The sequence below is a fragment of the Plantactinospora sp. WMMB334 genome (assembly GCF_049179095.1).
Classification (GTDB): Bacteria; Actinomycetota; Actinomycetes; order Mycobacteriales; family Micromonosporaceae; genus Plantactinospora.
This window is the reverse complement of record NZ_JBMHME010000002.1, coordinates 3,061,086-3,079,805: the sequence shown is the minus strand read 5'-3', so window position 1 is coordinate 3,079,805 and position 18,720 is coordinate 3,061,086. Positions and strand designations below refer to the sequence as shown.

The 18,720-nt window shown below is 68.3% G+C and carries 21 protein-coding genes and 1 pseudogene; 14 read left to right on the top strand and 8 right to left on the bottom strand.

Features of this window, described 5'->3' with window-relative positions; translation table 11 throughout:
* Together ACN27G_RS13230 and ACN27G_RS13225 are read right to left on the bottom strand one after the other, a co-directional pair.
* Window positions 1–558 carry an HD domain-containing protein gene (locus ACN27G_RS13230; RefSeq protein WP_421493098.1) on the bottom strand — a complete coding sequence of 186 codons (558 nt, stop codon included), beginning with the start codon at window positions 556–558 and terminating at the stop codon, window positions 1–3.
* 15 nt (window positions 559–573) lie between these two features.
* On the bottom strand, window positions 574–1,692 hold the full coding sequence (locus ACN27G_RS13225) for a helix-turn-helix domain-containing protein (protein WP_421493097.1): 1,119 nt from the start codon (window positions 1,690–1,692) through the stop codon (window positions 574–576).
* A gap of 189 nt (window positions 1,693–1,881) precedes the next feature.
* Between ACN27G_RS13225 and ACN27G_RS13220 the strand changes: the two genes are divergently transcribed.
* Window positions 1,882–2,328: a hypothetical protein gene (locus ACN27G_RS13220; RefSeq protein WP_421493096.1), complete on the top strand. Its 447-nt coding sequence runs from the start codon at window positions 1,882–1,884 to the stop codon at window positions 2,326–2,328.
* On the opposite strand, the pseudogene ACN27G_RS13215 reads toward ACN27G_RS13220, so the two are convergent.
* Window positions 2,281–3,515: pseudogene (locus ACN27G_RS13215) on the bottom strand (IS3 family transposase). The gene ACN27G_RS13220 and the pseudogene ACN27G_RS13215 sit on opposite strands and share 48 nt — an antisense overlap.
* A gap of 78 nt (window positions 3,516–3,593) precedes the next feature.
* Between ACN27G_RS13215 and ACN27G_RS13210 the strand changes: the two are divergent.
* The 3 genes from ACN27G_RS13210 to ACN27G_RS13200 all read left to right on the top strand — a co-directional run bounded on the left by ACN27G_RS13210 (window position 3,594) and on the right by ACN27G_RS13200 (window position 6,031).
* Entirely contained in the window at window positions 3,594–3,917 is a 324-nt protein-coding gene (locus ACN27G_RS13210) for a hypothetical protein (RefSeq protein ID WP_421493095.1), read from the top strand.
* 42 nt (window positions 3,918–3,959) lie between these two features.
* Window positions 3,960–4,922: a threonine ammonia-lyase gene (locus tag ACN27G_RS13205; protein ID WP_421493094.1), complete on the top strand. Its 963-nt coding sequence runs from the start codon at window positions 3,960–3,962 to the stop codon at window positions 4,920–4,922.
* An 80-nt stretch (window positions 4,923–5,002) separates the two neighbouring features.
* Entirely contained in the window at window positions 5,003–6,031 is a 1,029-nt protein-coding gene (locus tag ACN27G_RS13200; RefSeq protein ID WP_421493093.1) for a hypothetical protein, read from the top strand.
* Here ACN27G_RS13200 and ACN27G_RS13195 read toward each other — a convergent pair.
* Window positions 5,933–6,673, bottom strand: a complete 741-nt coding sequence (locus ACN27G_RS13195; RefSeq protein ID WP_421493092.1) for a phosphotransferase — start codon at window positions 6,671–6,673, stop codon at window positions 5,933–5,935. The genes ACN27G_RS13200 and ACN27G_RS13195 overlap by 99 nt on opposite strands.
* A gap of 197 nt (window positions 6,674–6,870) precedes the next feature.
* On the opposite strand from ACN27G_RS13195, the gene ACN27G_RS13190 reads away from it, so the two are divergent.
* Both ACN27G_RS13190 and ACN27G_RS13185 read left to right on the top strand, forming a co-directional pair.
* Window positions 6,871–7,719: a DUF429 domain-containing protein gene (locus tag ACN27G_RS13190; RefSeq protein ID WP_421493091.1), complete on the top strand. Its 849-nt coding sequence runs from the start codon at window positions 6,871–6,873 to the stop codon at window positions 7,717–7,719.
* A gap of 233 nt (window positions 7,720–7,952) precedes the next feature.
* Window positions 7,953–8,222, top strand: a complete 270-nt coding sequence (locus ACN27G_RS13185; RefSeq protein ID WP_421493090.1) for a hypothetical protein — start codon at window positions 7,953–7,955, stop codon at window positions 8,220–8,222.
* Here ACN27G_RS13185 and ACN27G_RS13180 read toward each other — a convergent pair.
* Window positions 8,219–8,446: a hypothetical protein gene (locus tag ACN27G_RS13180; protein WP_421493089.1), complete on the bottom strand. Its 228-nt coding sequence runs from the start codon at window positions 8,444–8,446 to the stop codon at window positions 8,219–8,221. The two genes, ACN27G_RS13185 and ACN27G_RS13180, sit on opposite strands and share 4 nt — an antisense overlap.
* Before the next feature lie 137 nt (window positions 8,447–8,583).
* Window positions 8,584–9,228: an alpha/beta fold hydrolase gene (locus ACN27G_RS13175; protein WP_421493088.1), complete on the bottom strand. Its 645-nt coding sequence runs from the start codon at window positions 9,226–9,228 to the stop codon at window positions 8,584–8,586.
* Between the two features lie 370 nt (window positions 9,229–9,598).
* On the opposite strand from ACN27G_RS13175, the gene ACN27G_RS13170 reads away from it, so the two are divergent.
* From ACN27G_RS13170 to ACN27G_RS13145, 6 genes are all read left to right on the top strand, one after another.
* Window positions 9,599–10,777 carry a hypothetical protein gene (locus tag ACN27G_RS13170; RefSeq protein WP_421493087.1) on the top strand — a complete coding sequence of 393 codons (1,179 nt, stop codon included), beginning with the start codon at window positions 9,599–9,601 and terminating at the stop codon, window positions 10,775–10,777.
* Window positions 10,778–10,908: 131 nt separating this feature from the next.
* Window positions 10,909–11,691 carry a hypothetical protein gene (locus ACN27G_RS13165; protein WP_421493086.1) on the top strand — a complete coding sequence of 261 codons (783 nt, stop codon included), beginning with the start codon at window positions 10,909–10,911 and terminating at the stop codon, window positions 11,689–11,691.
* 24 nt (window positions 11,692–11,715) lie between these two features.
* Complete coding sequence (locus ACN27G_RS13160) at window positions 11,716–12,558, top strand: hypothetical protein (protein ID WP_421493085.1); 843 nt, start codon at window positions 11,716–11,718, stop codon at window positions 12,556–12,558.
* Between the two features lie 178 nt (window positions 12,559–12,736).
* On the top strand, window positions 12,737–13,729 hold the full coding sequence (locus tag ACN27G_RS13155; RefSeq protein ID WP_421493084.1) for a LuxR C-terminal-related transcriptional regulator: 993 nt from the start codon (window positions 12,737–12,739) through the stop codon (window positions 13,727–13,729).
* A complete protein-coding gene (locus tag ACN27G_RS13150) occupies window positions 13,726–14,334 on the top strand; it encodes a hypothetical protein (protein ID WP_421493083.1) in 609 nt (202 codons plus the stop codon). Before ACN27G_RS13155 ends, ACN27G_RS13150 begins: the two co-directional genes overlap by 4 nt.
* A 161-nt stretch (window positions 14,335–14,495) precedes the next feature.
* Window positions 14,496–14,897 (top strand): DUF805 domain-containing protein, encoded by a 402-nt coding sequence (locus ACN27G_RS13145; RefSeq protein WP_421493082.1) that lies wholly within the window; start codon window positions 14,496–14,498, stop codon window positions 14,895–14,897.
* 28 nt (window positions 14,898–14,925) lie between these two features.
* Here ACN27G_RS13145 and ACN27G_RS13140 read toward each other — a convergent pair whose 3' ends face one another.
* Entirely contained in the window at window positions 14,926–15,351 is a 426-nt protein-coding gene (locus ACN27G_RS13140; protein ID WP_421493081.1) for a winged helix-turn-helix transcriptional regulator, read from the bottom strand.
* A gap of 137 nt (window positions 15,352–15,488) precedes the next feature.
* On the opposite strand from ACN27G_RS13140, the gene ACN27G_RS13135 reads away from it, so the two are divergent.
* Both ACN27G_RS13135 and ACN27G_RS13130 read left to right on the top strand, forming a co-directional pair.
* On the top strand, window positions 15,489–16,355 hold the full coding sequence (locus ACN27G_RS13135; protein ID WP_421493080.1) for an aldo/keto reductase family oxidoreductase: 867 nt from the start codon (window positions 15,489–15,491) through the stop codon (window positions 16,353–16,355).
* An 88-nt stretch (window positions 16,356–16,443) separates the two neighbouring features.
* Window positions 16,444–17,286 carry an MOSC domain-containing protein gene (locus ACN27G_RS13130; protein WP_421493079.1) on the top strand — a complete coding sequence of 281 codons (843 nt, stop codon included), beginning with the start codon at window positions 16,444–16,446 and terminating at the stop codon, window positions 17,284–17,286.
* A 91-nt stretch (window positions 17,287–17,377) separates the two neighbouring features.
* Here ACN27G_RS13130 and ACN27G_RS13125 read toward each other — a convergent pair whose 3' ends face one another.
* Window positions 17,378–18,706 carry a PLP-dependent aminotransferase family protein gene (locus ACN27G_RS13125; protein ID WP_421493078.1) on the bottom strand — a complete coding sequence of 443 codons (1,329 nt, stop codon included), beginning with the start codon at window positions 18,704–18,706 and terminating at the stop codon, window positions 17,378–17,380.
* Window positions 18,707–18,720 lie beyond the last annotated feature (14 nt).

Sequence of the window (18,720 nt, the reverse complement as noted above, 5' to 3'; positions counted from 1 at the left end):
TCACCCCTCACGCCACGAGAGCGGAGACAGGTTGACCGCCGCCCCGGCGATGCGCCGTGCGGTCTCCGTCTTCAGGCTCTTACGAGCTGAGTCGATCCAGCCGTCAACGCGTCGCACGCCGATGTCGCCGTACTCGACAGCCTGGAGCAGCATCTCCAGCTTGTCGGCGTCGTTGGCGCACACCGCTTCGAGGCTGTCCCGCGACTCGTACTCATCCACGGCCTCACGGACCACCGCACGGCTGCGCTCGGGTAGCCGGTCGGTCTGGTCGGCGGTGATGTCGCGCGGGTCAGGCTTGGTCAGATATGCGGTGGCGGTGTGCGGTAGGTCGCCGGTCCGCGTTTCCTGACTGTCGTGCCACAGCGCGAGGAAGGATGCGCGGGTGGGGTCGGCACCCTCTTCGGCGGCGATAAGTGCGGCCAACTGGGCGGTCCTCATGGTGTGCTCGGCGACCGACTCCGGATCGCGTACGCCCGCGTGCCACCAGCCGGAGCGCCGGACGCGCTTCAACAGCCCGAGTTCGTACCCGAATGCGGCGAGCGCTTCGGCGTCACGCACGGTTTGTCCCCTTTTCTAGTAGTTGGCTGTACGCACGGCGTACTGAAGCCCTGTAAGTCGGTCACGCTCGGCTCGGCCGAGGTCATCGGTCGAGGCGAGCCTAGCGAGTACGTCGTTGAGTGACGCGCGGACGGCAGGACGTCCATGAAGGAGCGAAGGTCGGGAAGTAAAAAGGGCGTGCAGCGTACACAAGTTCAGTGGCAGGTGGGGTGAGTCGGGTTGGAGGCGGTTCATGAGATGGTGTAGCAACCGGGCGCCGGTCCAGGAGCGCGTATCGGTATCCAACATGAACGCATCGCTGATCTGATCATTGCTGAGTTCGCCGATCCAGTATGCCCAGTAGTTGAGATTCGCTACCTCCCCGGGCCCGTCTGCCACCTGTTCGACGAATTCGTAAAGGTGGGTACTGTCGCCGGCGACTGCCAGCGCAACTGAGGAAGAGCGTGCCTCCAAGAGGCCGGTGACATCTCCCGGTTCGACCTTCCGGCGGCCGGCGCGGTTCCATTCCGCACGAAGCCAGTCGGCCACCCTCGACCTGCCGTCGAACCCAAGCAGATAGACAGCTTGTCGGTGTAACAGCGCCTCATTGGCCCTTCGGGCATGCTCTGCTACGAAAAGCAAATGATCAAAGAAGCGTCTGCGTTCCTCCGTGTCCAATGTGGGCTGCGACGGATTGGGTCCACGGCGAGGCATATAAGATCTGAACTCGTGGAGGTGTTGCGGCATCTTTTCGGTGATAGGCCATATTATTAGGTTCGTGGTCGTCCAACGATGGACGCTGGTAGCCAATGGATGACTGTCCGGATCGACCCAAGTCGCGCCCGCTGTAATGCCGGTCGAAAGCACCTGATCGGCCTCGATTGCCTCGCGCAGATGGCGCCCGGTGGATGCCGGTGCACCGAGCCGAGATAACCGACCGCACAAGCGGAGAAAGTCGCCAGCGTTGATTGCGGAAAGCGGACGGCGACCAGATTCCCATCCCTGAACGGTCGAGACATCGACCGTCAATTTCTCGGCGAGCTTCTCCTGCGTCAACGCCGCAGATTGCCGGGCGATCTTCAGTACGTACCCTGATATGATGCCGACTGCGCGAGAACTGTGACTCCCGGTCAGGGTTGTTAGTCCGCGTGCCATGGACTCCCTCCGCTTCTCCCGCTTGCTCCACCGCCTATCCGTACTGGCGGTCAGTTCCGCGATCCGTCACACGATCGTAGCCTCATGTCATCGACAGATGGGAACGCCCATGATTAGGCGAAAGCCGGAGACGGCTTCGCAGTAGTCCTGATTGCGGCGATGGGACAGCCTCGACGAAAGGGAGGAGCTGTGCTGAGCGACCACGAACCGTCCGTTCCTGACTGGACATGCCGCCAGTGCCGCGCCGACTGGCCGTGCGTGACCCGACGCAAGGAACTGATCGACGAGTTTGCCGGCAGCTACACCGCCATGATCCTCTATCTGGCGCACCTGTTGATGGAGGCGGCCGAGGATCTGCGCCACGTACCCGCCGGCTGGCTGCACAACCGGTTCATCGGCTGGACGAGCGACGCCGGTGACCCTGCACCGTTCACCTCCGTCGACATCCTGGTCGACGGCTACCGGCTGGCCAACGACCACAGCCCCGGTGCCGATGGCAGATGTCCCGTCTGCGGTGACCTGGCGGGCTGCTGGGTGCGGATAGACCCAGCGGGGCCGTGTCAAGCCCCGGGTTTGGTGGAGAGTTGGTTAGCTGGTTTTCAGGGGTGTGGTGACCGGTTGGGTCATTGCGTGTAGCGTTTCGTGTTCGGCGGGTGGGGCGTGTCCGAGTTCGCCGTGGAGCCGGCGGTTGTTGTACCAGTCGATGTACTCGACGGTGGCCATCTCCAGGTCGTCGAGTCCGCGCCACGGACCTCGGTTGCGGACGAGTTCGGCCTTGTACAGGGAGTTGAACGCCTCGGCCATCGCGTTGTCGTAGGAGTCGCCCTTGGACCCGACCGAGGCGACGGCGCCGGCCTCGGCGAGGCGTTGGCTGTAGCGAATCGCTCGATACTGGACTCCCCGGTCCGAGTGGTGGACCAGTTTGCGCAGGTCGGCGCCCTGGTGTTCGCGGCGCCAGATCGCCATCTTCAACGCGTCGAGCGCCAGATCCGTGTAGAGGCTGGTGGAGACCTGCCAGCCGACGATCATGCGCGAGTACACGTCGAGGACGAACGCGGCGTACACCCAGCCCACGCTGGTGCGCACGTAGGTCAGGTCGGCGACCCACAGCTGGTTTGGCCGCACGGCGGTGAAGTCACGTTTGACCAGGTCAGCAGGGCGTCCGGTCTCGGCGGTGGGCCGGGTCGTACGCGGTGACTTGTCGCGCAACAGCCCGCGCAGTCCCGATTCGCGCATCAGCCGCTCGACGGTGCACCGGGCCACTTCGACGCCTTGGCGGCGCAGCTCGTGCCAGATCTTGCGAGCCCCGTAGACGCCGTAGTTGACCGCGTGAATCTGCTCGATCAGCGCGGTCAACTCCTCATCGCGCCTCGATCGGGCCGAGGCGGGGCGGGTCCTGGCGGCGTAGTAGGTCGACGGTGCGATCTCGGCTGGCGTGCCTTGCAGCGCCCGCAGGACCGGCTGGACACCGTGTTCGACCTTCTGCGAGTCGACGAACGCGACCTTCATCGCGACGGCCGGTCCAACTCGGCCGCGAAGAAAGACGCCGCGGAGCGCAGGATCTGGTTCGCCCGCCGCAGCTCACGATTCTCCCGCTCCAACGCGGCCAGGCGTTCCGCGTCGCTGCTGGTGACGCCCGGACGGTCACCGGCGTCGGTCTCGGCCTTCTTCACCCACCCACGCAACGCCTCGGGATGCACCCCGAGCTGGCCGGCGATCCGCCGGATCGCCCCTACCGCACTGGCGGGATCCCGACGGGCCTCGACCGCCAACCGGGTCGCACGCTCACGCAGCTCATCGTTGTACTTCTTCGGTGCGGGCATCGCTGGAGTTCCTCCCAGGTTTCGATGTCTCCATCAAACCCGGTGCGGGACACCGGGCTTCCTGATCCCGCTGCCCTGATGCGGCAGCCACCCCGACCCGGCGAGGTGGTACGGGTGGACGGCGCGGCGAGCGTACAGTTCGCCGGCCGACGTGGCATCTGGTTCCGGATCATCAGCGTCAGCCGGAAACCCACATACCACGGGTGGTGCTGGTGCACCGGGTACGTGCTCGACGCCACCAGCGGCCAGGCGACGGGGAAGCGCGAGATCTTCGTGCAGGTCGCGGGGCTGCGCCTGGCGGCTCCGGGAACGCCGGTCGCCGCTGTCGAGCGCCACAACGAGCGCACCCGTCGGCAGCCGTCCACCAAGCGGCGGTCACAGGCGGGACGGCGGGGCCCATAACTGCCGCGCCTGGCGGCGTCGTACTGCGATACGTTCCCGCTCATGCTGAGCACGCGCCTCGATCTTGCCCGGATTCGCGCGGCCCTCCGGAACATCGACCCGGTCTTCCTGCACACTCCGCTCTACCAGTGTGACGCCCTCGGGAACGAGCTCGGCTGCACCGTGAGCATCAAGCTGGAGACGGCGAACCCGGTGCGCAGCTTCAAGGCCCGCGGCACCGAACTTGTCGCCAGCATGTTGACCGACCAGGGCCGGACGGCGGCGGTGTGCGCCAGTGCCGGCAACCTCGGCCAGGCACTCGCGTGGTCGGGTCGCCGCCGTGGCCTCGACGTGACCGTCGTGGCGGCACGCCGCGCGCCCGCTGCCAAGCTGGAGAGGATCCGGGCGCTGGGTGCGCGGTTGGAGTTGGTCGACGGCGACTTCGAGATGGCCCGCGAACGGGCCGTGGATATCGCACGGGAGCGCGGCATCCGGCTGGTCGAGGACAGCCTCGACATCGAGACCTGCGAGGGCGCGGCGACCATCGGCCTGGAACTGGCGGGCGGACCGGCATCCTACGACGCCGTCCTGATCGCGCTGGGCGGCGGCGCGATGGCCACCGGCGTGGGCCATGTGCTGAAGACCCTTTCGCCGGATGCCGAGGTGATCTGCGTGCAGCCGTTCGGCGCCCCCGCGATGACCCACTCCTGGCACCGGCGACACGTTGTCACCACCGACTCCACCGACACCATCGCCGACGGCGTCGCCGGCCGGTACCCCATCCCCGAGGTCCTGGACGACCTCCTCGCGGTGGCCGACGACGCCGTCCTGGTTCACGAGACGTCCATCGTCACCGGGATGCGGATGCTCCTGGAGCGCGCGGGTCTGGTCGTCGAGCCGTCGGCGGCGCTCGGCGTCGCGGCCATCCTGGAGGACCGCGAGCGCTTCGCCGGTCGCCACGTGGCCACCGTCATCTGCGGCAGCAACGTCGACCCGGAGGCGTACCACCGCTGGATCCGCACCTGACCCAGCGGCACCGCGAGGTGGGCGAGGTCGACCCACATCGCGGGTCAACAGAGCGATGGGTCCGTCCGTATCCTGCTCCGGTGCTCCCCACCTCGACTGCGACCGGCGCCCGTCGGCAGCTGCGCGCAACACCGGTACCCCTCAGGGCGATCGCCGGCTTCCTGACCACCCTGCTGGTCGCCGGCTGCGGGCTCGTCGCCCGCCCGTTCTTCTCCGCCGAGCTGCAGTTTGAGTTCGCCGCCACCACCGGAGAGGGGTACATGAACCAGACGCTGACCATCTACAACGACAGCACTCGAATGCTTGCCCCGACACTGGAATTCACGGCGCTCGACGCCAGCCGAGGCCCGCTACCGATGGTAGAGGTCAGCACGGTCTACGGCAGCGACCAGGGCAAGCTCGTCGTTCCACCAGGTGCGGGCCTCGATGTGCTGATCTTCACAGGCGAGGGAGCCCAACTGGTCGAGGATGTGCTCGTGTCCGTGCGCACCACGGAGACGGTCGAGGCACCAGTTGTCCATGTCGATCCCGTCGTCACCCCCGTCGACGAATCCGGGCGCGTGCTCGACCGCAACAGCCGGTTCACCGTCGTGTCCCTGCGCAATGACGACAGCGAGCAGATGAGCGTCCGGCTGGTCTACATCATCTGGACCGAGCCCGAGGGTGACCAGCGTCAGCAGGCCGATCAGGTCGTACCGGTCGGTGACCTGATAGTCGTACCGCCCAAGGAGACCACGCTGGTGCCGGTGACCGGCGAGGCGCGGACCGCCATGGCGGGCGCTGTAGGGCGCTTCCCGACAAGCATCAAGGCGTACCTCTCCCCGGTAGCCAGTGCGCCGCGTCGACGGCCCAGAATCGGCCGGAAACCTCGGCGATGTCGGCGCCTACTGTGGCCTTCTCGGTCGTCACCTGGCTCATCTCCCTTGATCAGCAGATCCGCCGTTGGTCGGTGGTACACACCCCGGCCGCGCCCCGTGTCACCGGTCGTGGCCGCCGGGGTTCGTGCGGTCTCACATCCGGGATCTCAGTACGTCGAACTCGCAGCCCGGCAGGGACGGGTCGAAGCCGTGCTCGACCAGCCAGCGGACCGCTACCAGGCTCCGCCATGACCACCATCCGTGGATGACGTCGAGGTCCACATCATCGGCGCCGTATCCGGCGATCACGTCGTCGAGGTGCTCCTCGTGCGCGAGTGTCAGGACGGCGAGGTCGTAGAGGGCATCGCCCGGGGCGGCCTCCGACCAGTCGATCACGCCGGTGATCCTGTCCTCGTCGACGAACACGTGGGTGATCTGCAGGTCGCCGTGGATGAACACCGGTTTCCACGGCCGTAGGGCGGCCTCGGCAACCCGGCGGTTGCGGGTGACCAAATCGCGGGGGAGGGCACCGCTGGTGACGAGCCATTCGCATTCGCCGTCCAGTCGCGCGGCGAGTTCGTCGAGGCGCCGACCGGGCCAGGGCGGTAGGGGTGCGTCGTGCAGGGCCCGTGCGGCCGCGCCCGCCGCGACCCATGCCGCCGACGACGCGGGCGACGGCTCGCCGAGGCGGCCGAGCGCCGTGCCTGGCAGGGCAGCGAGCGCGAGTACGGGTGGTCTGCGCCAGAGGACCTGCGGGGTCGGGATCGGCGCCATGGCCATCGCCTCGACCTCGACATCGGTGCGCGTCTGGTCGACGTCGATCTTCAGGAACACGTCACCGACGCGCAGGGTCGCACGCTCGCTGTGGGCGACGACGACCTCGAGATCTTCCACGTCGCCATTGTCGCGGGTTGATCATCGACATCGCCGCAGGTTTGCCGCGTGTGCGTCGGAGCGCGTTATCGGGCACGGCATGCGTTCCTGGCCGACCCGCGCTCGTCGGACCGTTGGCGTGGTGGTGCCCGGAGGCGAATACAAGACTGTCTGGTTGGCCGGTTCTGGTGCGGTGGTAGCGGCGCTATACCGGTTCGGTGTCCATCGAACGGTTCATCGGTGTCGATCTTGCCTGGCGGGACGAAGCTGGTTCGGCGCCGGCCAACGAGACCGGTGTGGCGGCCCTCGACCGGCGCGGGATCGTGCTGGAAGCGGGGTGGACTCGTGGCGTGGCCGCGACAGTCGACTGGGTTCAGGAGGTGGCTGGCGATCGGTCGGCACTGCTGTTCGTTGACGCGCCGCTGGTGGTGGAGAACGTCACCGGGCAGCGGGTATGTGAACAGCAGGTCGGGCAGTGCTACGGCCGATGGAAGGTCAGCGCGAACACCACGAATCAGGCCTCGCCACGACGCGCCGGAGTGACCCTGTTGGCCAGGCTGCAGGAGTGCGGCTGGACCTACCACGACGGCCGTGGTGGTCCCCCGGTCGATGGCCGGCTGGTCAGCGAGTGCTATCCGTACACCACTCTGGTCGGTGTCGAGGAGTTGGGCTACGACGTGCAGCGGCCACGGTACAAACGCAAGCCACGCCGGATGCCGGTGGCGCAGTGGCGCGGCGAGCGGGCCGCGGCTTGTGACGACCTGATCGGCCGGTTGGGCCGGCTGGCCGCCGCTGATCCGCCGATGATCCTGGACTCGCACCCGCTCACCGCCGGGTTGGCCGCACTGCCGGCGCCGATCGACGATGCCGCGTACAAACATCGGGAGGATCTCATCGACGCCGTGCTGTGTGCCTGGACGGCGGCATTGTGGTACCGGCACGGCCAGTCCCGTTGCCAGGTCCTCGGAGCGGCAGGCGATCCGGCAACGGCGGCGGCCACCGTCATCGCCCCAACCCGTCCCGGCCAGCGCATCACCACAGCCGTCCGGACGGGAGCACCGCGGTGAGTGAGTGGACCGCCGTCGGCTCGGCACTGATCGCCGGAGTGGGTCTGCTGTTCGCCGGCTGGTAACTGTTGCTGCTGAACCGGGCCGCCCGGCACGAACGCCGGGTGGCACGCGAGGGCGTGGCCGTGTCCTGGCAACCGATCACGGCGCCGCACCACCCTGACGCCGACGGTACGGCACGTTGGCAGTTCCGGATCACCGCCCACAACCCAGGCCGGCTCCCCGTGGACAGTGTGAGCATCCACTGGACGTTCCCCTGCCCGGTGCGGCGGGTGCGCTACACCGGCACGCTCGACCCGCCGACGACCATGGTGACGTTCAACACGCCGGTGCTGGCGGGCGGGCAGGAACGACACTGGACGCGCGAGCTTCAGATCGACTTCGCCGCCGCGGCAGACCTGCCCGGCACGTACGCCCACATCCACTTCTGGGACATCGACAACGTCGAACACAACAACCGCTGGCCGCGCAGGCATCAGGTGAGCGTCAATGCTGCTCACTAGGCCAACCGTGCGCCGCGAACGTCGCCTGGCGACAGCACGAAGGTGCCAGTGACGTGGTCGTGGCCGTACGGTGCCTCATCGATCGCGTAGGTGCCGGGGTCGCGCAGCGGGGGGTTCACACGGTGGTGATCGAGCAGCGACCAGTGCGGCTCAGCGGGCAGGTCGACCAGCCGGACAGGGATGCTCAGCACGTTCCGGCATGCAGCGCACCGGAAGCTCTCCACTGCGACAGTGTGGCAATCCGAACTACACGAACGCATCCGAAAACCCGCACCGCTGCAGATGCGGACGGCTGCGCGCGCGACATGGCGGAGAACGTCTATGAGGGTGTCAGTCGCGGTAGGACGGGCTCCCGGCGGCTTCAGGGCAGCAGGTACCCGGTCAGCCGGTCGGCGAGCTGCTTCGGATGGCTGAGCGCCACGGCGTGACAACCGTCGACCTCGTCCGGGGTGGTGCCGAGCCGGTCGGCGGCCACCCGGCGCAGGAAGTCCGGGGGAAAGAACCGGTCCTCGCGGGCGACGAGCACCTTCGTCGGTACGTCCGGCCAGGCGTCCAGCGGCCACGGCTCGTCCCACTCCGCGCTGACCTGCCGCCGGCCATGCGCCGCCGCCTCCGCGACGATCTCGGCCGGCACGCCGTTGTAGAACTGCTGCTCCTCGCTGAGCCCGTCCGCGCCCCGGTAACCGGTGTTGTCCCACCAGTCGCCGGGCTTCTCGCCCGGCTCCGGGACCATCGGCGTGAGCAGGACGAGCAGCCGCACGGGCAGCTTGTCGGCGATCAGCGGCGCGGTGAACGCACCATAGGAGTGCCCGACGACCACGAGGTCGCTCCGGTCACCGATCGCGTCGACGACCGTTTCGCAGAACTCGGCGAACCCCGCCGAGCTGTCCTCGATCGGCAGCTCCGGCACCACCATGTCGTGGCCGCGACCGGCCAGCTCGGGGACCAGAAGATGCCAGTCCCAGGCGCTGCCCCCGCCGCCGTGGATGAGAACGAAAGTCGCCATGCCCCGAAGCCTCACACACGGGTACGACAGCCGGTCACGCGGCCGGCACCAATGCCCGCCCACACAGCGTCACGGGTCTGATCATCCTTCGGCCGGCGGCGATCATCATCCTTCGGCCGGCGGCGGTCAGCCGCCGGCCGAGCCTCGGCAGGACCGTCGAAGGCTGCCATGAGGTGGCGGGCATCGAGGTCGTCGGGTCCCGCGACGCGATACCCCTCCGCCGCCGACCTTGCGTGATCCGGCCAACGTTCGGGCGAAACGATGCGCAATCCTGCCACGTACGTTTGCCGTGCTTGACCCCATTGCAGCGTTGTCCGGAGCATCACACCTGCCCGAAGAGATGGATCTCTCTCAGCGGACAGGAGGAACGATGAAAACCGTGCGCCGACCGGGCCGAGCCCTGGCCGTGGTCTCTGGTGCGATCCCCAACAGACTTCTCGTCACGGTGGTGCTGGCGGCGGCCGTTGCCGTTGCGACGATTCCGGCCGGCGCGGTCGCCTCGGCCGCAGCGGCCGCAGGCCCCGTGAAGTGGCACCCGGGCCATTACGTTTCCCTCGACGGCATCCTGCGCGCCGAGAATCGAGACACCTTGATGGAGTCGCATCGGCGGCACATCAACGAGCTCGGCAACGAACCCACAATCAAGGGCGTGAAGATCTTCGTGCAGTGGTCGGCGGCCGAGGGCTCGACACCGGGCAGCTACGACGCCGGGAAAACGATGGTCGACCAGTACATTCGCTGGACTTCCGCGATCGGAAAACGATTGTGGATCTCTTTCTTGCACGTGCAGTTCGGCGGCTACGACCCGAACAATCCATCGGCCTACTTTCCCGCCTACATCGTCACCGGATCGGCCTACGGCACGACCAGGATGAGCAACGGCATCGTCGCACGGCTGTGGCAGCCGGCCACGATGGACCGCGTCATCGCACAGCTCACCGCGTACGGCCAGGCATACAACGGCAGCCCGTGGGTCGAGGCGGTGCAGATCGACGAGACCTCGATCGCGGTGCCGTCCGGCACCGACGGCTACAGCACCCGGAGCCTGGCCGACCAGTACAGGCGTGGCTACACGGCCTTCCGCGCCGCCTGGCCCAACACCGGGCTCCGGCTCACCGCCAACTGGCTCGGATCCGACGCCTTGATGGCCGACCTCATCCACCACTGCGAGAGCCTGTATTGCATCATCGGTGGCCCGGACACCATCCCGTCGGAGGACATCCAGGCCAACCGGATCTACACCGGTGAAACAGGTGGGGCCGACTACCGCGGTGTGTTGCCGTTCGCCTCCGAGATCCAGTCGCCCTCGCTCGGGGGTCACGAGGGCGACTGGACGCCGGCACAGTTGTGGAACCACGCCATGAACGGCAACTCGGGAGCCGGCATCCGCGCCGTGCAACCGCGATACGGACTCTGGTTCCGCAACACCTGGCAGAGCGGCCCGGAGCAGCGCTGGCACACCGGGATCCTGCCGTTCATCAGGTCCATCAACGGTGCCGTGTACTCCACGGCCTGCCCCACCGCCTACCCCGGCTGCGACACCCGCTGACCTTCGCGACGCACGGGAGGGACCGCGCGGCCCGGTGGGCGGGAAGCCGGCGCGTCCACGGGCCGCACCGCCGGGGCCTGCCCAGGGCCTCCGAACCGCTTCGCAAACCAGATCTGAGAAGGGTCGACCAGATGAAAGCCAGACTGCTCAACGCCCTCGTCGCCACGAGTACGGCCGTGGTGATCGCCATCGGGGGTAGCGGCCAACCGGTTCGCGCCGCGGACACCTCGTCTCCCTGGATGAATGTGGCCGTCGCGGTCGCCCAGAGCCTCTTCGGCGGCGGCGGTGGCGGTAGTGACCTGGAACGCGCCAAGCAGGAGATCATCGCGGCGGTGAACGCCGCCCGCCAGGAGATTCTCGATCACATCGACGACATCGCCAACGCCGATGTGCGCGCATGCACCGAAGCCGCAACCATCCAGGTCGCACAGATCGATGCCATGGATCCGTTCAGCCTGGCACTGTTCGTCGATGGCGCCGTCAACTGCGCGACCCTGTCCACCGCGTACTTCGACGCCGTCCAGCACCTTCCGTCGGCGGACAACATCGGCAAGCTCATGGGGCAGATCTACTCCATCGCCATGGTCGGCTTCGCCAAGCTCGGCCTACCCGCCATCGATCTGCTCGGCCAACTCATCCGCGGCTACGAGGCCGTCGTGGTCAAGCTCAAACCCAACTGCCGCACCACGACGATCACCGAGCCCGACATCGAGGGGCGTCCGGTGCAGGTGACGGTCGAGTACACGTGCACCGCGTACAACGGTGACACCGCCACCGGATATGAGATCTACTACCGCGGCCGGATGGTCGTCGGACCGCTCGACCGCGCCGCCGTCGAACACAACGCCACCCGCAACACCAGCCGAGCCGTTGCCAACGACGCGCTGCCGCGACTGCGCGCGCTGAGGGGCTAGGAGACCGGAGTGAAGAGATGCAGGTTGCTGCGGGCGTTTGCGGTCGGTCTGGGGCTCGTCGCGGCCGCCGTAGCCGTTGTCGTGCCGGCGAGCCCGGACCCGGCGTACGCGGTCTGCGAACCCAACTCCCGTCCGGAAGATCCCTGCAACTATCCCGACGGCCCGGACGACAACGTGAACTTCTGGCCCTATGTCGAACTCCTCAAGAGTCTGCTCTCGAAGGGCAGCGACGGCACGTACTCCCCGTCGGAGCTCGTTGAGCTGGTGCAGGAGCTGAGCGGCGCCATCAGCGGTGCGCAAGCGGACATGATGTCCCGCCTCAACTCACAACTCCTCAACGACGTGCGAACCAATGTGGAGTACGCCACCAACTACCGCAATTTTCTCAGCCTCCCGCCGCCGTATCCGCACCTGTACACCGACAACGTCGTCCGGGGAGCGTTGCACGCCAAGAATCACGTGAACACGGTCAGCGACTCGGACAGTGCCCTCGACACCACCGGACGAGCAATGATCACGCTCTTCAGCGCCGCCGAGGTCGCCACGAAAAGAACCGGATCGTTCGACGCGAGTCACCTGACCGTGTACCGCCAAGGGCTGGAGAACCTCGTCGCCAAGATGAACCCGGCCTCGCGGTGCACGTACGGTGGCTTGCCCAGCGCCGGCTACCAGAGCTACACCTGCACGTTCGACGGAAGGTCCGTTCGTGCGGATTTCTGGGCAGGTGAAGGTGGCTACCGGGTCAATTCCGGACCATTCATCGCCGGACCGATAAACCCGACGGTCGTGCACAACATTCTGATGCACGAAACCTCGTACGCCCTCGCCCAGAAGGCCCTCGAAGAGCTGAACAAACCGCGCCCATAGCGGCCCGCACGAACAGGTCGGGTAGCCCTTGGCCAAGGGCTACCCGACCTGTTCGTGTATGGTGTGGCCAACGTACGGGCGGAAGGTCTTTGCCCACTACCACCGGAGTCCTGGAGAAAGCTTCCATCTGGAGGTTGCGTTGCATCGATCGCGTGACGCGGTGCCGTTGGGAGCGCCGGTGCCATCGCTGGTGCCCTGGGGATACACGCCCGACGCCGATCTGGTCTACCGCACCGTCGTCACGTTCGGTCCGGCCACCGCTGGCGAGTTGTGCACCGCACTGGGCATGCCGGTACGTCGGGTCGCCGCCGCCCTCGACGAGCTTGCCTCGATCGACGCCATCGGCAGGCGACCCGGTTCGTCGCCACGATCCGCGGCCTGGGCGGCCACGCCACCCGCGGAGGTCGTCGCTGCGCTACAGCGGAAACGGCAGGCAGCGGTTCCGGGATCGCGGGCCGACAGCCCGCTGCGCAAGCACCTCCTCCCGCTCGGGACCGAGGTTGGCTACCTGCCCAGCCGGGCCCAGGCGCGGGCCCGGCTGGCCGAACTCAACGCCGTCGTGAGCCACGAACACCTGGCGATGCACCCGGAGCCGGCCTTTGACGCCGAATCGATGCGCTCGGCGCTACCGATGGACCGGATGGCACTCAGCCGCGGAGTTCACATGCGGATCCTTGGCGTCGGCCAGACGGAGCCGGACCCGCTCGCGGCCTACCGGGGCCCACCCGCCGAACCGGTGCCGGAGTACCGGACCGCACCGTCGATGCCGATGAAGCTGATCGTGATCGACCGCAAGGTCGCCTTCTTCCCGGTCGATGCCGGCAACCTGGAGCGCGGTTACCTGGAGATCGCCCAGCCACCGGTGGTGTCCGCCCTGGTCGACCTCTTCGAACAGCACTGGCAGTCCGCACGCGACCGGTGGGAGTGGGCGATCCCGCAGGCTGCCCTCACTCCTCGCGAGCACACGCTGATCACGCTGCTCGCCCAGGGGCATACCGACGCAAGCGCCGCTCGGCGGATGCATCTCGGCCTACGGACGGTCGGATATGTCGTTCGCAGGCTGATGGATCGGTTCGACGTGGAGAACCGATTCCAACTGGGACTGGTCCTGGGCGGCCTTCGCGCCGCCGAGCTCTCCGCCACGGGCACCGACAATCCGGAGGAGCAGTGAGCTTCCATCTCATCCTCGCCCGAACCGCGGTCGCCGCGCTGGCTGGCCTCATGGCCATGGCCCCCTGGACACCGATGGCGGTAGCTGCCCGGCCACCGGAGCGTGTCGACACACCGCCGCTGACCCTGGTCCCCGCACCGTGCGCGACTGGCGAGATCACCTATTCCGCCGGCGGCCTTCAGCCCGGCAACAGACACCTGGCGCTGGAGGGCTGGATCGAGCCCTGTGTCGAGCCAGAACGCCCCGCCGGCTTCAGCGTCATGCTGTACTACACCACGTATGCCGCACCGTACTTCTTCACCAGTGACGGACCGTACCACGTTCCCGTGCCAGGTCGCCGCTACCCGTACGACCCGGTCACCCTGCGGACGCAGTTCACGTTCGACTTCGTGTGGAGTTCGGGGGCGCTCTTGCGGGCACTGTGCGTGGCGCGCAGCGTCGACGCACCGGTAGCCTGCGTCGCCGTCGAGCTGCCAGAGGATGTCTACTTCTCCCGAAGGTTCTCCCCGATTCCGGTCGACGACTCCCGGATCACCTCGGTGCCGGTCCGCCTCGATAATTCGGGCGGCCCGGGCGGTAACCCGGCGTGCGGCAACTGCGTATGACCCACCGGCGCTGCCGGGCCGGTGGGGCAGGAGCCAGGGCACCTGGCCCGGGTGCGACCGCCGCCATGTGAGGATGGCGGGCTCCTTGCCGCCGCCGCATACCCTGACACCGCATACCCTGACACCGCGCACCGCTTCACCCCCCAGACGCTGGAGTCGCCATGTCCTTCACCGCCGCCGTTCGCTCGGTGCTCTCCCAGTACGTCGGATTCAGCGGGCGGGCCCGCCGCGCCGAGTACTGGTGGTTCTTCCTCTTCTCGCTCCTCGTCGGCATCGTGACGTCGATCCTGGACAGCGCGCTGGGCACCGACTTCGAAGGGGCGAGTGGCTCCGGTGGCCTCCTCAACCTGATCGCCACCCTGGCGCTTGTGCTGCCGTCGCTCGCGGTCGGCGTGCGACGCCTGCACGACACCGATCGTTCCGGCTGGTGGATCCTGATCGGGTTGATCCCGCTCGTCGGTGCGATCGTGCTGCTGGTCTTCTTCGTGCTGGACGGGACGCCCGGTCCCAACCGCTTCGGTCCCAGCCCGAAGTACTCCCCCGAACCCGGCTGGGCCGCCTGACGAGGATGCCCGGGTCTCGGCATTGCTGTCAGGCGGCGGCGGAGTCGTGCCTCCGCCGGTTGGCGAGCACGTCGTCCATGTGCGTCTCGGCCCACCCCTTGAGGTGGCGAATCGTCTGATGCAGGGATAGGCCGAGATCGGTCAGCTCGTAGGAGACCGTGACGGGCACGGTCGGCACCACGGTGCGGGTGACCAGCCCGTCACGTTCCAGCGAGCGCAGCGTCTGGGTCAGCATCTTCTGGCTCACCCCGGCGAGCAGGCGGGACAGTTCTGAGTAGCGCATCGGCCGGGGCTCGGCGGTGCAGTCGGGTCCGCTGCCGAGGGCGGACAGGATCAGCGTGACCCACTTGGTGGAGATCCGTTCGAGCAGGTGGCGACTGGGACATACCGCCAGGAAGGCGTCATATTCCGCCTTCGCCTGTGCCCGCTTCTGCACTGCCGTCGTCGTTGCCATCGGGCGCCCCTTTGCCCTGGGTGGGTTACGCACTTTCAGGTGCCTACTTTCCGTCAGGAAGTTACCGCCGCACAGTGGATCACGCATCCGTTGACGCCCAGATCCACACGACACACGAGAGAGTCAGAGGTGCGAGCGTGGTTTCCACCTTCCTTCCCGGCGGTACGTGGACGTTGGGTGACCTGAGAGTCACCCGGTTCGGCTACGGTGCCATGAAGCTCGCCGGTCCCCGGGTGATGGGTCCGCCCGCCGACCGCGACGGCGCACTCGCCGTGCTCCGCGAGGTCGTCGACCTCGGCATCACCCATGTCGACACCGCCGAGGCGTACGGGCCCCGGGTCACCAACCAGTTGATCCGGGAGGCGCTGCACCCGTACGCGGGATCGCTGCGCATCGCGACGAAGGTCGGCGCGACCCGCGACGGGCAGGGCGGCTGGCCGCCGGCCCGCGATCCGGAGAGCCTGCGCCGGGCCGTCCACGACAACCTCGAGACGCTCGGCCTCGAGGTGCTGGACCTGGTCAACCTGCGGCTCGGTGACGCGGAGGGACCTCGGCCCGGCCCGGTCGCCGAGGCGTTCGGGACGCTTGTCGAACTCCAGCGGCAGGGCCTGATCCGGCACCTCGGAGTGAGCAACGCGACGGCCGAACAGGTCGCCGAGGCCAGGGCGATCGCGCCGATCGTGTGCGTGCAGAACATGTACAACCTCGCGTACCGTCGGGACGACGAGCTGGTCGACGCGCTCGCCGACGAGGGCATCGCCTACGTGCCGTTCTTCCCGCTCGGCGGCTTCAGCCCGCTGCAGTCGTCGGCACTCTCGGCGGTGGCCGCCCGGCTGGCGGCGACACCGATGTCGGTCGCCCTGGCCTGGCTGTTGCGGCGGTCGCCGAACATCCTGCTGATCCCCGGCACCTCGTCCGCCGCCCATCTGCGCGAAAATGTCGCCGGTGCGGGGCTCTCGCTCTCCGACGACGACGTCGTCGAGCTGGACAAGATCGGCCACTAGCGGCCGTCCGTCGTGGACCGCCCATGGGTCGAGGGCCGGCCGGAGCGGAGGATACCGGCATGGCGCCGCTTCGTGTAATCCTGACGGGGTGCGAGTGACATCGATCTATACGTACCCGGTCAAGGGGTGCCGCCGGATGGACCGCGACACCGCGCGGGTCGAGCCGTGGGGCCTGGACGGTGACCGGCGCTGGCTGATCGTGGACGACGACGGGCTCGGCCTCTCCCAGCGCCAGCACCGGGAACTGGTGACGATGCGGGCGGTGTCCCGGCCCGGAGGGCTGACCCTGGACGCGCCGGGGATGCCCCGGCTCGATCTGGCCGAACCGACCGGCGGCGAGGCGATCGAGGTCCGGGTCTACCGGGGGCGGCCACCCGCACCGGTACGCGCCGCCGGCCCCGAGGCGGACGACTGGCTCAAGCGGCTGGTGGGGCGTCCCGTCCGGCTGGTCTGGCTCGGTGACCCCACCCGCAACCTCGTTCCCTGGGAGGTTCCGGCCGGCGTCGGCGCCGAGCTGAGCTTCGCCGACGGCACCCCGCTGCTGCTGGCCAACACCGCGTCGCTGGACGCGTTCAACGGCTGGCTGCGGGAGTCGGGCAGCGTCGAGGGGCCGCTGCCGATGATCCAGTTCCGGCCCAACGTGGTGATCACGGGTGCCGCGCCGTGGGTCGAGGCGGAGTGGATCGGCCGGCGGGTCAGGATCGGCGGGGCCGTGTTCGAGGGCGCCGCCGAGTGTGGCCGCTGTCTGATCGCGACGATCGACCAGGAGACCGGGGAGCGGGGGCGGGAGCCGCTCCGGATGCTCGCCGCCCGGCGGAACATCGACCGGAAGCTCCGCTTCGGCCTCCAGTTGACGGTGCGGACAGCACCGGGCGGACCTGCCAACGGTCGTACGGTCAGCGTCGGTGACCCGGTGGAGGTGCTGGACTGACCGCGAGCGCCTCGCGCTCCCGGCCCGTGCCGGCGCCCCGGAGCGGCGTTCCGGTGCCAGCCCGAACCCCTCTAACCCTTTGTCGCAAGCGTCAGATCTGTACGGTGTTCAGTGCCTCGCGGAGGGCGGCGAGTGCGGCTGGAAGCTGCTCCGGGGTCGGTGTTCCCAGCGCGATCCGGATTGCGTGTGGGGCGTGGGTGGTGGTGGCGAACATGTCGGCGGTGCTGACGCGGATCCCGCGGCGGGACAGTTCGGCGGCGACCCGGTCCATCCGCTGTTCTGGGTCGATGGGTAGCCACGCGAAGTACGACCTGGGGTGGGCGGTCACCGGGAGGTCACCGAGCTGGCGGCGTAGCACGCTCTGATGCTGTTCGGCAGCGCGTCGGCTGGCCGCCTCCAGCGCGGTTACCGTGCCGTCGCCCAGCCACCGCACCGCGAGGGTGGTGACGAGGCCGGGCAGGCTGGCCATGTTCGCTCGTAGCGTGTGCGCGATTACGGGCCGGGCTGGGGCGGGTGTGACGAGGATGCCGAAGCGCAGGCCGGCGGCCACGCTCTTGGACAGGCTGGAGACCCAGAAGGTGCGTTCCGGGGCCAGCGTGACCAGTGGTGGTGGTGCCGGGTGGGCGAGGAAGGCGTATGCGGCGTCCTCGATCAGAACCAGGTCGTGGTCGCGGGCGACAGCGACCAGCCGCTCGCGGGATGAGTGGTCGAGCACCCAGCCGAGCGGGTTGTGCAGTGTCGGCATCGCGTAGACGGCGCGGATGCGCCGTCGCCGGCACAGCTGCGCCAGTTCGGTGAGGTCGGGGCCTTGGCCGGCGGTGGGGATGGGTATCAGGTTGAGCCGGTGGGTCTGGGCGATCAGTTTGAACCCGGGATAGGTGAGCGCGTCCACCGCGACCGCGTCCCCGGGTGCCAGCATCGTGCGGGCGACGAGGTCGAGTCCGTGCTGGGCGCCGCCGGTCAGGAAGACCCGGTCCGGGTGGGCGTCGATGCGGTGGGTGGCCAGGAACGCGGCGGTGACCGCCCGATCTTGGGGCCGCCCGCCGGGTGGCTGCTGCCGCAGCACCGCGTCCAGGTCGCCGGCCGCGGCGAGCTGTCGCAGCGCCGAGCGCAGTAGTCGCGCCCGAGGCGGCGACAGTGGTTGGGTCAGTGACAGGTCCGCCCAGACGGTGTCCGCGCCGGGACCGTACTCGGCCGGCACCAGCCTCACCGTCTGGTCGCGGACGAAGGTGCCCCGCCCGGGTTCACCGACGACCAGACCGATCCGTTTCAGTTCCGCCATCGCCCGGGTGGCGGTCGCCACCGCGATGCCCCAATGCGCGGCGAGCTGCCGGTGGGTAGGCAGCCGCTGCCCCGGTGCCAGATGCCCGTTGCGGATCTGTGCCGCGAGTGCGTTGGCGACTTCCTGGTAGGACCGCATGCGGCTGACTGTAC